We start from the raw sequence: 13,534 nt of genomic DNA on the forward strand, positions 1-13,534 counted from the left end.
AGCAGGCGATGAACAGCAGCCACCAAGGCCGCGCCGTGGCGATCACCGGCGGCGCATCGGGCATCGGCCTTGAGACGGCGCGCCTGCTGACCGAGCGCCGCTTCGAGGTCTTCCTCCTCGACCTCGCCGCGCCAGCGCTGGGTTCGGCCTGCACGGATCTCGGCCTCAGCGAGGAACGCGGCATCGTCTGCAACGTCGTCGACGAAGCGGCTGTCGACGAGGCCATCGGCCGGATCACCGCCGCGCACAGCCTCGCCGCGGTCGTGAACTGCGCCGGCATAGCGATGGACCGGCCGTCGGTCGAGACCAGCGTCGAGGATTTCCGCCGGATTGTCGACGTGAACCTCACCGGAACGTTCATTGTCTCGCGGGCTGCGGCGCGCTACTGGCTTGAACGGGAGCTGCCGGGGGCGATTGTCAATATCACCTCTGTTTCTGGTCTTTGCGGCAACAAGGGCCGCAGCGCCTACGGCGCATCGAAGGGCGGTCAGAATCTGCTCACGCTCGTCATGGCCAATGAGCTCGGCGTTGATGGCATCCGCGTCAACGCCGTCGCACCCGGGCCGATCGAAACGCCGTTGACGCAGGCTGTCCACACCGAGGATGTTCGTCGGCAGTGGTTGGAGCGCGTGCCGCAGCGCCGCTACGGCACGCCGCGCGAGATCGCGGGAGCGGTGGCTTTCCTGATTTCAGACGAGGCCAGCTACATCAACGGCCAGATTCTCGCCGTCGATGGCGGCTTCATCCATACCGGCCTTGTCGCCTGAGATGGCTCCGATGCGCAGCATCCGCCATCCCGGTCCGATCGCATCGGAACGTTTCGCAGCGATGCCCTGCGCCGCAGAGCCGCTGACGCTGCGGCTTGAAGCCGGCAGCTCGATCAATGACGCCGTGGCGCAGGCCCTCGCTGTCGCCGGATTCAGCAGCGGATATATCCGCCTGCGCAACGCGCGGGTTGACCCAATGCGCTACGTCGTCCCCGCCGCCTCTCCAGATGGCACGCACGCCGCGTGGTACAGCGATACATTCGCACCGGAAGGCATAACGGTCATCGAGGATGCGGGCCTCGTCGCCGGCCGGCGCGACGAGCGGGCATTTTTTCATTGCCATGGCATCTGGCGCACCCCCGACGGCGTGCGCCGCATGGGCCATCTCCTGCCGCTCGACTCGCGCTTGGCGGAGCCGGTTGAGGTCACCGCCTGGGGTATCGAGGGCGCGCTGTTCGACGTGCGCGACGACGCCGAGACGAATTTTCGCCTTTTCGCGCCGATCAGGGCTCCGCTCCTGGGTGAGCGCCGCGGCCGCCGCGCCGCCATCTGCACGGTAAGGCCCAACGAGGATATCGGCCAGGCGATCGAAGCACTTTGCCGACGGCACGGCTTTGACCACGCCTCGATCCAGGGCATCGGCAGCCTGGTCGGCGCGGATTTCGACGACGGCTCGGCGGTCTCCTCCTATGCGACGGAAGTTCTCGTCACGGACGGCGCCGTGCGCTCCGGTCGTTGCACGCTCCACATCGCGCTGGTCGGCATGGACGGTCTGATAAGCTCAGGTCGCCTTCGCCGCGACGCTAACCCCGTCTGCGTGACGTTCGAACTGCTGGTTGTCGCATCCGATGAGAAATCTGCCTAGTTGAGGATGCTGACCACGCTGTGTGCCGTGTCGCTGCGGCCCCACTTGGTCGACCGTGGATCAGGATCATCCGAAATTTAGGTTTCACAACCCGGTCAGAGCGGTTTTCGCATCCATTTTGCCAGGACCCCAACGACGCCTTCCCGGAACGACAGCACCGCGACAACGAAGATGATGCCTTGGCCGATCGTGACCCAGTCGCCGAATGTGGCGAGGTAGTTCTGCATCGTGACGATGACTGCCGCGCCGACGATCGGTCCGAACACCGTGCCCATGCCGCCCAACAGCGTCATCAGCACGACTTCGCCGGACATCGTCCAGTAGACGTCGGTAAGCGACGCCAACTGGAACACGATGGCCTTGGTTGCGCCGGCGACGCCGGCGAGCGTGGCCGACAGCACGAATACGGCGAGCTTGTAGCGGTTGACCCGATAGCCCAGCGAGATCGCGCGCGGCTCGTTCTCGCGGATCGCCTTCAACACCTGGCCAAACGGCGAATGGATGATCCGATAGATCAGCAATATGCCGGCGAAGAAGATGGCGAGCACGAAGAAATAGAGAACTTCGCTCGAACGCAGGTCGATCAGCCCGAACAGATGGCCGCGCGGCACGGCCTGGATGCCGTCCTCGCCGCCGGTAAACGCCGCCTGCAGCGAGAAGAAATAGATCATCTGCGCAAAAGCCAGCGTCACCATGGCGAAATAGATGCCGTGGCGGCGAATGGCGAGCGAGCCGATGGCGAGACCGAGCACGGCTGCCACCAGCGTGCCCGCGATAATGGCAAGTTCAGGCGTCAGGCCCCACACCTTTGCCGCATGGGCCGAGACGTAGCTCGCCATGCCGAAATAGGCCGCGTGGCCGAAGGACAGGAGACCGCCGAAGCCGAGCAACAGGTTGAAGGCGCAGGCAAACAGCGCGAAGCACAGCACCTTCATGACAAAGATCGGATAGAGCAGAAATGGCGCGGCGATGAGGAAGATGAAGAGCGCGGCGAAGATCGCAAGGTGATGACGGGGCATGCCCGCGGCGCCGACCGACGTTATGGCCGCCATGGCGATCGGGTTGGTGTCGGTTGTCATCACACACTCCGTCCAAACAGACCTGCGGGCTTGACCAGCAGCACGAGCGCCATGATGACAAAGATTACCACGGCCGAGCCTTCCGGATAGAACACGCGGGTCAAACCCTCGATCAGCCCAAGCCCGAAGCCGGTGAGGATCGAGCCGAGGATCGAGCCCATGCCGCCGATGACGACGACGGCGAAGACGACAATGATCAGGTCTGCCCCCATGTTCGGATTGACTGCGTATATCGGCGCGGCGAGCACGCCGGCGAAACCCGCGAGTGCGACGCCGAAACCATAGGTGAGCGTGACCAGCAGCGGCACGTTGATGCCGAACGCGCCGACCATGGTCGGGTTCTCGGTCGCAGCCCTGAGATAGGCGCCAAGCCGGGTCTTTTCGATGATGAACCAGGTCGCGAGGCACACGATGAGGGAAGCCACGATCACCCAGGCGCGCGAATTGGGCAGGTACATGAAGCCAAGATTGTACCCGCCGTTCAGAAGCGGCGGCGGCGGGTACGGCAGGCCGGATACGCCGAAAAACTGGCGGAAGAAGCCGACGATGATCAGCGCCAGGCCGAATGTGAGAAGCAGCCCGTAGAGATGGTCGAGGTGATATAGCCGTCGGATCAGGACGCGCTCAAGCACGATGCCGGTGACGCCGACAATCGGCGGGACGATGAACACAGCCCACCAGTAACCGACGCCAAGATAGTTGAGCAGCATCCATGCGCCGAAGGCGCCCAGCATGTACTGGGCGCCATGCGTGAAATTGATGATGTTCAGGAGACCGAAGATGACCGCCAGCCCGAGGCTCAGAACCGCATAGAAGGAGCCATTGATCAGCCCGAGCAGCAATTGCCCGAACAGGACCTGAGGCGGAATTCCAAGCAGTTCGAACATGGTCGCTCCAGCTGACTTATCGACAAAACGACGCGCCGAGCTGTTCGGCGCATCGTTGGCGAGGCTCGCTTACTTGACGAGCGAACAGCCGCCTTCGGCGAGCGGGCGGAACGCCTTGTCGGCCGGAATGGTGGCTACCGTCTCGAAATAGTCCCATGGAGCCTTCGATTGGTCCGGCTTCTTGACGCGGAACAGATACATGTCGTGCAGCTTGCGCCCGTCGGCGCGGATGGTGCCCTTGCCGAACAGCGGATCCTCGGTCGGCATTTCCTTCATTTTGGCCATCACCTTGGCCGCATCCTTGTCGCCGACGGCCTCGACGGCCTTAAGATAATGCAGGACAGAAGCGTAGACTCCGGCCTCGATCATCGAAGGCTTTTGTCCGGCATTCCGCTCCTGGAAACGGGCAGAGAACTCCCGCGTTTGATCGTTCTTGTCCCAGTAGAACGCGCTGGTGAGCACGAGGCCTTGCGCCACTTCGAGGCCAAGCGCATGCACGTCGTTGATGAACATCAGCAGGGCGGCGAGCGCCTGGCCTCCCTGGGTGATGCCAAATTCCGACGCCTGCTTGACCGCGTTGATCGTGTCGCCGCCGGCATTGGCGAGGCCGACGACTTTGGCGCCCGACCCTTGCGCCTGCAGCAGGAAGGACGAAAAATCCTGGCCGGGGAAAGGATGACGGACGGCGCCGAGAACCTTGCCGCCCGATGCTTCGACGACCGCCGTCGTATCGCGCTCGAGCGCGTGGCCGAAGGCGTAGTCGGCTGTGACGAAGAACCAGCTATCGCCGCCCTGTGCGACCATGGCCGAGCCCGTGCCGTTGGCAAGCGCCCAGGTGTCGTAGGTCCAGTGGACGGTGTTGGGCGAACAGGCTTTGCCGGTGAGGTCGGAGGAGGCCGGACCCGAGGCGAGGAAGATCTTGTTCTTCTCCTTGGTGATCTCGTTGACGGCGAGCGCCACCGAGGAGGTTGGCACATCGGCGATCACATCGACATTTTCGGTGTCGTACCACTGGCGGGCGATGTTCGAGCCGACGTCCGGCTTGTTCTGGTGGTCGGCGGAGACGATCGACACATTGATGCCCTTGTCCGTCGCCTTGAAGTCTTCGACCGCCATCTGGGCCGCGATGACCGAGCCTTCGCCAGCGATGTCTGCATAGATGCCGGAACGGTCATTCAGAACGCCGATCTTGACATCTGTGGCGTAGGCCGCGCCGGCCATCAGCAGGCTCGCCGTCGAAGCCAGGACAAATCCCATTTTTCTCATCGCTACTTCCCTCCGATTGCGGCGCAACGCGCCGTTGATGATTGTCTAGACACCGAGATAGGCGTGCAGCTTGTCGATGTTGGCGTCGAGCTCGCGGTTGGGGATGGTGTCGATCACGCGCCCCTGTTCCACCACATAGTGACGGTCCGCGACCAACGCGGCGAAATGAAAATTCTGTTCGACGAGCACGATCGTGAATCCCTCGTCCTTGAGCCGGGCAATGGTGCGGCCGATCTGCTGCACGATGACCGGCGCAAGCCCTTCGGTCGGCTCGTCGAGCAGCAAGAGCTTGGCGCCCGTCCGCAAGATCCGGCCGATGGCGAGCATCTGCTGTTCGCCGCCCGAGAGCTTGGTGCCTTGGCTCGAAAGCCGTTCCTTCAGGTTCGGGAAGAGCTCGAAAATCTGCTCGACGGTGAGCCCACCGGGGCGCACCTGCGGCGGCAGCATCAAATTCTCCTCGACAGAGAGGCTGGAAAAGATCGCCCGTTCCTCGGGGCAGTAGGCGATGCCCATCTGTGCGATCAACCGCGACGGCAGCTTGATCGTTTCCCGACCTTCATAGGTGACCGAGCCCGAGCGCCTGGATAGAATTCCCATGATCGCCTTCAGCGTCGTCGTCTTGCCGGCGCCATTGCGGCCGAGCAGCGTCACCACTTCACCTTCGCCAACCTCGAAACTGACGCCGTGAAGCACATGGCTCTCGCCGTACCAGCCCTGCAGGCCATCGACGCGAAGCAGGGGTCTCGTCGAGGGGCCAGCAGCCGGCCTGCTTGCAAGTTCAACTTCAGGCATGTCCGGCCCCGATATAGGCTTCGATAACGCGCGGATCCTTGGAAACGGCAGCATAGTCGCCTTCGGCGAGGACTTTGCCGCGAGCGAGCACAGTGATGCGGTTCGACAGCGAGGCGACGACCGACAGATTGTGCTCAACCATCAAAATGGTGCGGTTCTTGGAGATGCGCCGGATCAGCGCCGAGATGCGCTCGATGTCTTCCTGCGCCATGCCGGCCATGGGCTCGTCGAGAAGCAGCATTTCAGGGTTCAGCGCCAGCGTCGTCGCGATTTCAAGCGCGCGCTTGCGGCCGTAGGACAGATCGCTGGCGCGGATGTCTGAAAACGCGGTCAGGCCGACATCGGCGAGAAGCGCCGCACCCTCGCCATCGAACTTGGAGAGCACTTTTTCGGAGCGCCAGAAATCGAAACTGTCGCCGCGCCGGCGCTGCAGCGCGATGCGGACATTCTCGAGTGCCGTCATGTGCGGAAACACCGCCGATATCTGAAAGGAGCGCACAAGGCCCAGCCGCGCGATGTCGGCCGGCTGCATCCTGGTGATGTCGCGGCCTTGGTAGCGGATCGCGCCGCGCGTTGGCTGGAGGAATTTGGTCAGCAGGTTGAAGAGGGTCGTCTTGCCTGCGCCGTTGGGGCCGATCAGCGCGTGGACCGATCCTCGCTCCACCGTCAGGTTGACATTGTTGACAGCGACAAAGCCCCCAAATTCCTTAGTCAATCCCGCTGCTTCGAGGATCGCTCCGGAATTCATGCGCGGCAGCCCTCGCCGGTCATCGGCGTGAAAACGTGGAACCGCGCTGCGAGGCCATCCGCCCCCGGGGTGACTTCCATGGTTTCCTCCCGTGGCACTTCCGCCCGCAACAAACGACCTAATGCACATCGCGTCAAGGCCGCAATTACCGGCGCCGTGGCACGGAGCCTTCGATCATTTTCGAATTGCAATGTCGAAGCGGCGCCAACGACCGGCGAGACGTGCCGGGATCCGAACCCAACCCCAATCCGAACCCATCCGGCCGAGCAGTTCGAAATTCCGCCCCGACTGATTGGGCCGACTGATTAGATGAATGCGAAAAGCTTAGCTGCGCTGGCTTGAGTTGGGGTTTTCCCGGTCTGCCCGGGTGATCTTGCCTTTCGACGCTTTCGATCCGCCGCCCCATTCCTGGGCGTTCCTGGCTTGGGCGCCGCCCTTGGCCGGTTGCTTGGCCTTGTCGCTGCCGCTTGCCCTCTTTCCCGATACAGGCTGGTTGGTTTTCGCACACAAGTTTGTCTTTGCCATGTGTCACTCCTCTCGATGGTCGCAGCCATTATTGTCCGCCTCCGGGGCAGGGCGTCGGTTAGTCCTTGCCACGCCTTGGATCCTTGCCGGCAGCCTGGCTGCTCTTTTGCGGCTTGTCCTTCTTGTCCTGATTGCCAGCGCGGTTGCCGCCGTGCTCGCTGCTCGATCCCTTGACGGCTTTTGTGTCCTGAAGCTTCGTAGCCATTCTGGTTCTCCTTTGGTCCCTAGTTGAACTCGCCTGACGCGGCGATTGTTCCCGCCGGGAACATATCGACCCTTCGAGAGTTGGCCCGGGAGGACCGCACTGCAATGAACGCGAGGAAGGGGATTGCCGTCGGAGCTTTTTGAAGGATGACCTTCGCTTTCGAGAAGTGTTGCAGATGAAAATTGCCCAGATCGCCCCCCTTACCGAAGCCGTGCCGCCGCGGACCTATGGCGGGACCGAGCGGATAGTTTCATATCTGACTGAGGAGCTTGTTCGACAGGGGCATGACGTGACCTTGTTCGCCAGCGGTGATTCACGCACCTCTGCCGAATTGGTCCCGTGTTGCGATATTGCATTGCGCCTGAATCCCAGGGTTCGGCACGACATTCCCCACCACGTGATGATGCTTGAACAGGTGCGCAGGCGGGCCGATGAATTCGACGTGCTGCATTTTCACATCGATATTTTCCACTTCCCGGTAGTCCGAGACTTTGCCGAGCGAACCGTTACGACGCTCCATGGACGGCTCGACCTCCCCGACCTGGCTCAGCTTTATTCGATGTTTGATGACATTCCGCTGGTTTCGATTTCTTACGATCAACGCTGGCCCATGCCGCCTGTCCGTTGGGCCGGAACGGTGTATCACGGTCTGCCTCGCGATCTTCTGCCGTTTCGCCCGAAAGCCTCGGGCTATCTCGCGTTCCTCGGCCGCATCTCTCCGGAAAAGGGGCCGGAAACGGCTATTGAGATCGCTGCGCGTAGCGGAATGCCGCTGAAGATCGCCGCCAAGATCGACAAGGTAGACCAATCCTATTGGAAGGAGACGGTCGAACCCCAGGTGCTTCGAAATTCGAACGTGGAATTCATCGGCGAGATCGACGAACGGCGAAAAGCAGACTTTTTGGGCAATGCGGCAGCGCTTTTGTTCCCTATCGACTGGCCGGAACCCTTCGGACTCGTAACCATCGAGGCGATGGCCTGTGGCACGCCTGTGATAGCGTTCAGGCGCGGTGCCGTTCCGGAGGTCATCGACGATGGTGTGTCCGGGTTGATCGTCGACACAGCAGACGGAGCTGTGGATGCGGTGCGGCGGATAAACGGCCTCGATCGTGCACAGGTGCGACGGACTTTTGAAGAGCGATTCACGGTCGAGCGCATGTGCCGCGACTACGTGGCGATCTATGGCTCGCTCTCGGAGGACATAACGAAAGCACTTGGCTCTCAAAACGAGCGCGCTAAAAATGCCGCAATGATGACTATGTCTACCTGACCGAGCAAGGCGACGGCTCGGCTGCTCGAATCAGCGCCTGAGCCGCCTTGGTCGCTTCTGGACGGGAGGGGTTGACCATGACCACTCAACTCGAAGATCGCAAGATTGATCCAGCCGTGGCGCTGCCGGCAATCGACGAAACGGCGCCGCGCGAGCCGCATCGGCAATTTGCGCTGAAACACGAGGATTGCTTCGTCGTCGCAGACAGCTACGGCGACATACGCGGCACCGGCGACGGGCTTTTCCGTGACGACACGCGTGTTTTGTCGCGCTTCCGCCTGTTCATCGGCGGCCGGATGCCGTCGCTGCTCGGCGCCTCGCTGTCGCAGGACAATATCCTGTTCACCGCCAATCTCACCAACCTGGCCACTATTGGGCCGAATGGCAGCGAAACCTTGCCGGGCGTCGTCCACATTGATCGGACGCGGTTCATCTGGCAGGATCGCATGTTCGAGCGCATTACCTTCACCAACTACTCCGCGCGCGAGGTGGTTCTGCCCGTCCGGCTCGACTTCGACGCCGATTTCCGTGACATGTTCGAGGTGCGCGGCACCACGCGCAGCCGCCGCGGCCGCGCCCATGACGCGCTGGTCGGCGAGGCGAGCGTGACGTTCCGATATGAAGGCCTCGACAATGTGGCGCGTCAGTCGGTCATCGCCTTTTCGATCCGACCCGACGAGGTCCACCCCAACCACGCCGATTTCGTCATTCGCGTGGCAAGGCGCGGCGCCAGAGCATTGTACCTGGAGGTCGGCCACAGCGAAGAGACCCCCTCCAGCGACCGCTTTCGCGCCGCCGCTGCGCGAGCCCGCTTTGCCATGCGCTCAAAGCGCCGGCAGGGCGCCACCGTGTTCAGCTCCGGCCGCGTGTTCAACGACTGGCTGACACGCACGCGCGCCGACATCGCGCTGCTGACGACCGATCTGGAGACCGGGCCATACCCCTACGCCGGCATCCCCTGGTTTTCGACGGCTTTCGGCCGCGATGGCGTGATTTCCGCCTTGCAGATGCTCTGGCTCAATCCGGACCTTGCTCGTGGGGTGCTGGCCTTCCTGGCCCACTATCAGTCGACCGAGACCTCTGTGTTCGACGATGCCGAACCTGGCAAGATCATGCATGAAACCCGCAAGGGCGAAATGGCGGTGCTGCGCGAGTTGCCGTTCGGCCGCTACTATGGCGGCGTCGACACCACGCCACTCTATGTCTATCTGGCTTCATCCTACGCCGAACGCACCGGGGACGAGGCGTTCGTCGACCGTATGTGGGACTCGCTGGGCGCTGCCACTGCCTGGATGGAAGAAGTCGGAGCCCGCAACGGCGAAGGTTTTGTGACCTACAACAGGGCGGCCGACACGGGTCTGTTCAACCAAGGCTGGAAGGACAGTTCCGATGCCGTCTTCCATGCCGACGGCACCATCCCCAGAGGGCCGATCGCATTGGTCGAGGTGCAAGGTTATGCCTTCGCTGCATATCTAGGGATGGCGGCGCTGGCCGCCAGGCGCGGCGACGACGCCAAGGCGGCGCACTGGAGCGTCCTGGCAGAGAGGATCCGTAAGGCGGTCGAGACGCATTTCTGGATGCCGGACCGCGATTTCTATGCTTTGGCGATCGACGGAGAAGGCAAGCAATGCGCGGTCCGCACGTCCAACGCCGGTCACCTGCTTTATGTCGGGCTGCCGTCGGCGGAACGGGCGCAGGCACTTGCCAGCCAGTTGCTCTCTGCTCATCTTCATAGTGGCTGGGGCGTTCGCACACTGGCCGACGATGAGATCCCATTCAACCCGATGTCATATCATAATGGCTCGATCTGGCCACACGACACCGCGCTCTGCGCCTCCGGGCTCGCCCGCTATCACGAACGAGACAGCGTCGTGAAGCTGATGAGCGGTATGTTCGAGGCGGCGGTCCGTTTCAACATGCGGCTGCCGGAGCTGTTCTGCGGCTTTACACGTGCGGCCAGCGATTCACCGGTGGCCTACCCGGTCGCCTGCCTGCCGCAAGCCTGGTCGGCTGGCTCCGCTTTCATGATGCTGCAGGCTTGCCTGGGCATTCGGGTTGACGGCTGGAAACGCGAGATCACTGTGGAACGCCCGCGGCTGCCTATCGGCATCGACAACATCGTTATCCGCCACCTGGCCATTGGCGAGGCGAAAGTCGATCTCATCTTCGAGCGCATTGGCGACCGTGTTGTGTGTTATCTCGACCACCGCTATGAGGGTCTGGTGCCTCTGGTGGTGCGCTCATAACTAAGGCCGGCAAGCGGCCACTGGCGTCAGCTGCTGTCGGCAGAGGGCCAGCAAGCGCACGCCGCCCAGGCTCGTCTTGAACCACCTCCCGGAACACAATATCGCTGCAAACGTTGCCAAGACAATCGATTGTCTTTGAGGGATGCCATGGCGATCCGTCGAAAAGCCGAGGAAGCTGGTATTTTCGATCCGTCCGAGTTGGCTCTGCTGGCTCGGGCGTTCGAGCAGCTCAAGCTTGAAGGTCAATCGACTGGTCAGCGTGAGGCGCTCGCGTCTCGGATTATTGCCAACTACATGGCCGGCGTGACCGACGAGACAGAACTGATTTCGCTATCAAGGCAGCCGTTGGGCCGATAGCGCCGCCCTCTTGGCGGTCCGCCGCTGGGTGAGGGCGCGTAACGGGGGCTCCGCCGCACCCAACCAGCAAGCCGGCTCCCAATGTGCTCCGTGATGGACACTGCCAGTCGCAATCTGAAGGAATGGCATACACAGCCAGCCCAGCGCAAAACCTGTACGGAGACTCCGCCTGAAGCTCCTTCGGAGCTTTGGCTTTTCGAGCGCATTGATTGGTCGTGAGTTTAGTTGGTCTTCAACTGGCCGACGCGGTTTTCGGCAATCCAGCGGGCGGCAAGCACCAATGCGCCCATACTGAAATCCTTGCCGTGTTTGGCCACCATTTCTTCCGACAGCTTGGCGAGCCGTTCGAAGAATTCGTCCTTGCTCTCGTCCTCGGTGGGTTCGGTTTGCATTTTGTGCTCCTTTTGCATGCGGCCTGCCTTTGCTATTTGAACATCTGTGCGGGAAAGGTGACGATCGCGGCGGTGCCGTCGGCTGCGCCCACTGCCAGGTGGCGTCCGTCGCCGGACCAGACAAGCGCGGTCACCGCGCTGCCCAGCGGCCTGACGAGGAGTTCGTCTCGCGCGCCGATCTGGGCGATGGTGATCCGGCCGTTGGCATAGCCGGCCGCAATCAGTTTTTTCTCCGGGTGCGCAGCCACTGTCTCGACCGGAACCAGCCCGGCTCGGCCGGTCTCCAGCGCGCCCGAGGTGTCGCCGTCAAGTGGCGGAGCCGTCATCGACCAGCCGGCGATCCGGAAGGCGCCCGACGCAAACAGCGCATGCTCCGGCCGGCTCCAGCACAGTGTCCTGACCGGCGATGGAAATCCCGCGACGATGCCGTAGCGATCATCGGTCATGCTGACCAGGGCAAAGCCGCCTGTTTCGAGCCCACAGGCCAGCCATGTGCCATCGCCACTCCAGCGGATCGACACCGGGCGCGCCGAAAAAGAAACGTCGCGTATCGGGGTAGCGTCGCCGTCGACCGCCCAGATCGATAGTCCATCATCCCGGCCGCAGGCTAGGCGCCTTCCGCCTGGCGAAAAGGCTAGCGCATCCGTGGACGGTGTCGCATCGTGTCGCAGTCGTACTGCATCGCCTTGGCCGCGTGCCAGGAAGACATCCTGGCCGTTGCTGACGGCTGTGATGGCCGTCCGGGGGTTGTGGTCGACGGCGACGACCGGCCCGTCGATCTTGACCAGCGTCTCCATCACATTGCCGTCCGCGGCCAGATGCACCGCTTCGCCAGCCGCCGTTCCAACGAGGAAGCCGAAGGAAAAATAGCTGGCGAGCGGGACGTCTCCATCCCCCAACGCAGCGGTGGCGATCAATGGTGCCGGTGGCTTCTCCCGCGGGCGGATCGTCGTCTGGCCGAGATCGCCGCTCACCCTGATCCGCGATTCCGGCGGCTCCTGGTCCGCGACCGCGGCTATGGCGACCGTTCCGTCCACGCTGGTGCATGCGACAGCCGAGCCATCGGCGCTGAAGCGCAGGTTGGCGATCGCCGACGGGCGACGCCAGCTTCGCGCCAGCAGGTCGAACAAGGTCAGGTTCTGTATCGCGTGCTGGTTCATGACCATTCCCTTCGTCAGTTACCCACCGTCGCCGCGAGGCTGCGGTCGACGTCCTCGACCTCACCCTCCGCGGCGGCGATGCGTTGCTCGCACCTCGCGCCTTCCTGCATGACCGCCGCGGCTCTCTCCTCCGCCTCATGCAAATCCTGCACCAGTTGCGCGCTGGCGCCGCTCCTGCCGATTTCGAGTTCCAGGCGCAGCACCTCCATCTCGATACCGGCGCGTTTCTGATCGAGCCGCAGCGCCTCGGCAGTCAGCGCGGAGACGTTGGCGACAAGATCGAGCCGGCGGGCGAGCAACATGTCACGCCTGGTAGTTTGCCCCATCGGATCCTCCATCATTTTTCGGTCCCAGCCGTCGGTCCGGGTGGTTTTTCGAAAGCCGACAGCAATTTGGGCAATGTGCCGGCCTGCGACTGGAACTGTTTTTCGGCCGTTTCGATGTGGCTCTTGAACTGATCCCAGATGTCGACGCGGATCATCGATGTCGTATCGCCGGTAAGGCGCTCGATCTCCTCGACGCGGAACTGCCGCGACAGCGAAACGCCGGAAAACACGAAGTCGCGCAACAGGATCGCATGGTTCTCGATGAACAGATGGATCATCGGATGCGTTTCCGTGGTGACGCCGCCGGCGGCAAGCTCGGCCCGGATGAAGTCTTGGAAGTGGCTCTGGAGGCGATGTTGGCTCTCGCCCATAAAGCGCATGACAAAGACCAGGTCACTGGGCATCAGCCTGACAAGATCGCCGGTGACGCCATCAGCCTGGCTGGACATTGGCTCGGGCTGCCTCCGGCTGTCTTTGTCGTTCGCCACGGTTTTTCTCCAGGAGGCCCGTCCGTGAGCCATCGCCCTCAAATAGTAGAGAAAGGAGAAGAATAAAATAGATGATGTGTTTTTTTCAAATTTGCTGCGAATGCTAACTTGATATATCGCAATTGCGAATAGATATTAAATATTACATGCGTACGTTACAA

General features: G+C 62.3%; 16 protein-coding genes. 5 read left to right on the forward strand and 11 right to left on the reverse strand.

Annotation, left to right across the window (positions count from 1 at the left end; genetic code table 11):
- Positions 1–8 precede the first annotated feature (8 nt).
- The gene (locus AC0L28_RS01655) at positions 9–767 is read left to right on the forward strand and encodes an SDR family NAD(P)-dependent oxidoreductase (RefSeq protein ID WP_287258359.1); all 759 of its coding nucleotides are present in this window, start codon (positions 9–11) and stop codon (positions 765–767) included.
- Positions 768–777: 10 nt separating this feature from the next.
- Positions 778–1,632 (forward strand): PCC domain-containing protein, encoded by an 855-nt coding sequence (locus tag AC0L28_RS01660; protein ID WP_473475178.1) that lies wholly within the window; start codon positions 778–780, stop codon positions 1,630–1,632.
- Positions 1,633–1,727: 95 nt separating this feature from the next.
- Here AC0L28_RS01660 and AC0L28_RS01665 read toward each other — a convergent pair whose 3' ends face one another.
- From AC0L28_RS01665 to AC0L28_RS01695, 7 genes are all read right to left on the reverse strand, one after another.
- The gene (locus AC0L28_RS01665) at positions 1,728–2,711 is read right to left on the reverse strand and encodes a branched-chain amino acid ABC transporter permease (RefSeq protein WP_473475179.1); all 984 of its coding nucleotides are present in this window, start codon (positions 2,709–2,711) and stop codon (positions 1,728–1,730) included.
- Positions 2,711–3,598 carry a branched-chain amino acid ABC transporter permease gene (locus AC0L28_RS01670; protein WP_027156409.1) on the reverse strand — a complete coding sequence of 296 codons (888 nt, stop codon included), beginning with the start codon at positions 3,596–3,598 and terminating at the stop codon, positions 2,711–2,713. The genes AC0L28_RS01665 and AC0L28_RS01670 overlap by 1 nt, the downstream gene beginning before the upstream one ends.
- 69 nt (positions 3,599–3,667) lie before the next feature.
- Positions 3,668–4,855 carry an ABC transporter substrate-binding protein gene (locus AC0L28_RS01675; RefSeq protein WP_413468402.1) on the reverse strand — a complete coding sequence of 396 codons (1,188 nt, stop codon included), beginning with the start codon at positions 4,853–4,855 and terminating at the stop codon, positions 3,668–3,670.
- Positions 4,856–4,909: 54 nt separating this feature from the next.
- Positions 4,910–5,656, reverse strand: coding sequence for an ABC transporter ATP-binding protein (locus AC0L28_RS01680; protein WP_128245217.1), 747 nt, complete (start codon positions 5,654–5,656; stop codon positions 4,910–4,912).
- Complete coding sequence (locus AC0L28_RS01685; protein ID WP_287237058.1) at positions 5,649–6,404, reverse strand: ABC transporter ATP-binding protein; 756 nt, start codon at positions 6,402–6,404, stop codon at positions 5,649–5,651. Before AC0L28_RS01685 ends, AC0L28_RS01680 begins: the two co-directional genes overlap by 8 nt.
- Positions 6,405–6,728: 324 nt before the next feature.
- On the reverse strand, positions 6,729–6,929 hold the full coding sequence (locus AC0L28_RS01690; protein ID WP_473475181.1) for a hypothetical protein: 201 nt from the start codon (positions 6,927–6,929) through the stop codon (positions 6,729–6,731).
- A gap of 58 nt (positions 6,930–6,987) precedes the next feature.
- Positions 6,988–7,134 (reverse strand): hypothetical protein, encoded by a 147-nt coding sequence (locus AC0L28_RS01695; protein ID WP_023799660.1) that lies wholly within the window; start codon positions 7,132–7,134, stop codon positions 6,988–6,990.
- A gap of 175 nt (positions 7,135–7,309) precedes the next feature.
- Between AC0L28_RS01695 and AC0L28_RS01700 the strand changes: the two genes are divergently transcribed.
- The 3 genes from AC0L28_RS01700 to AC0L28_RS01710 all read left to right on the forward strand — a co-directional run bounded on the left by AC0L28_RS01700 (position 7,310) and on the right by AC0L28_RS01710 (position 11,007).
- The gene (locus tag AC0L28_RS01700) at positions 7,310–8,404 is read left to right on the forward strand and encodes a glycosyltransferase family 4 protein (RefSeq protein ID WP_023799659.1); all 1,095 of its coding nucleotides are present in this window, start codon (positions 7,310–7,312) and stop codon (positions 8,402–8,404) included.
- A 77-nt stretch (positions 8,405–8,481) separates the two neighbouring features.
- Positions 8,482–10,650, forward strand: coding sequence for an amylo-alpha-1,6-glucosidase (locus AC0L28_RS01705; protein ID WP_473475183.1), 2,169 nt, complete (start codon positions 8,482–8,484; stop codon positions 10,648–10,650).
- A gap of 147 nt (positions 10,651–10,797) precedes the next feature.
- Positions 10,798–11,007, forward strand: a complete 210-nt coding sequence (locus AC0L28_RS01710) for a hypothetical protein (protein ID WP_128167868.1) — start codon at positions 10,798–10,800, stop codon at positions 11,005–11,007.
- A gap of 221 nt (positions 11,008–11,228) precedes the next feature.
- On the opposite strand, the gene AC0L28_RS01715 is transcribed toward AC0L28_RS01710, so the two are convergent.
- Genes AC0L28_RS01715 through AC0L28_RS01730 form a run of 4 tightly spaced genes read right to left on the reverse strand, consistent with a single transcriptional unit; the run spans position 11,229 to position 13,373 of the window.
- Positions 11,229–11,399: a hypothetical protein gene (locus AC0L28_RS01715; RefSeq protein WP_473475185.1), complete on the reverse strand. Its 171-nt coding sequence runs from the start codon at positions 11,397–11,399 to the stop codon at positions 11,229–11,231.
- 32 nt (positions 11,400–11,431) lie between these two features.
- Positions 11,432–12,559 (reverse strand): WD40 repeat domain-containing protein, encoded by a 1,128-nt coding sequence (locus AC0L28_RS01720; protein ID WP_473475187.1) that lies wholly within the window; start codon positions 12,557–12,559, stop codon positions 11,432–11,434.
- A 14-nt stretch (positions 12,560–12,573) separates the two neighbouring features.
- Complete coding sequence (locus AC0L28_RS01725; RefSeq protein WP_473475189.1) at positions 12,574–12,900, reverse strand: hypothetical protein; 327 nt, start codon at positions 12,898–12,900, stop codon at positions 12,574–12,576.
- Positions 12,897–13,373 (reverse strand): hypothetical protein, encoded by a 477-nt coding sequence (locus tag AC0L28_RS01730; protein WP_473475191.1) that lies wholly within the window; start codon positions 13,371–13,373, stop codon positions 12,897–12,899. The genes AC0L28_RS01725 and AC0L28_RS01730 overlap by 4 nt, the downstream gene beginning before the upstream one ends.
- Positions 13,374–13,534: the final 161 nt, after the last annotated feature.

It is taken from the genome of Mesorhizobium sp. WSM4847 (genome assembly GCF_055811335.1).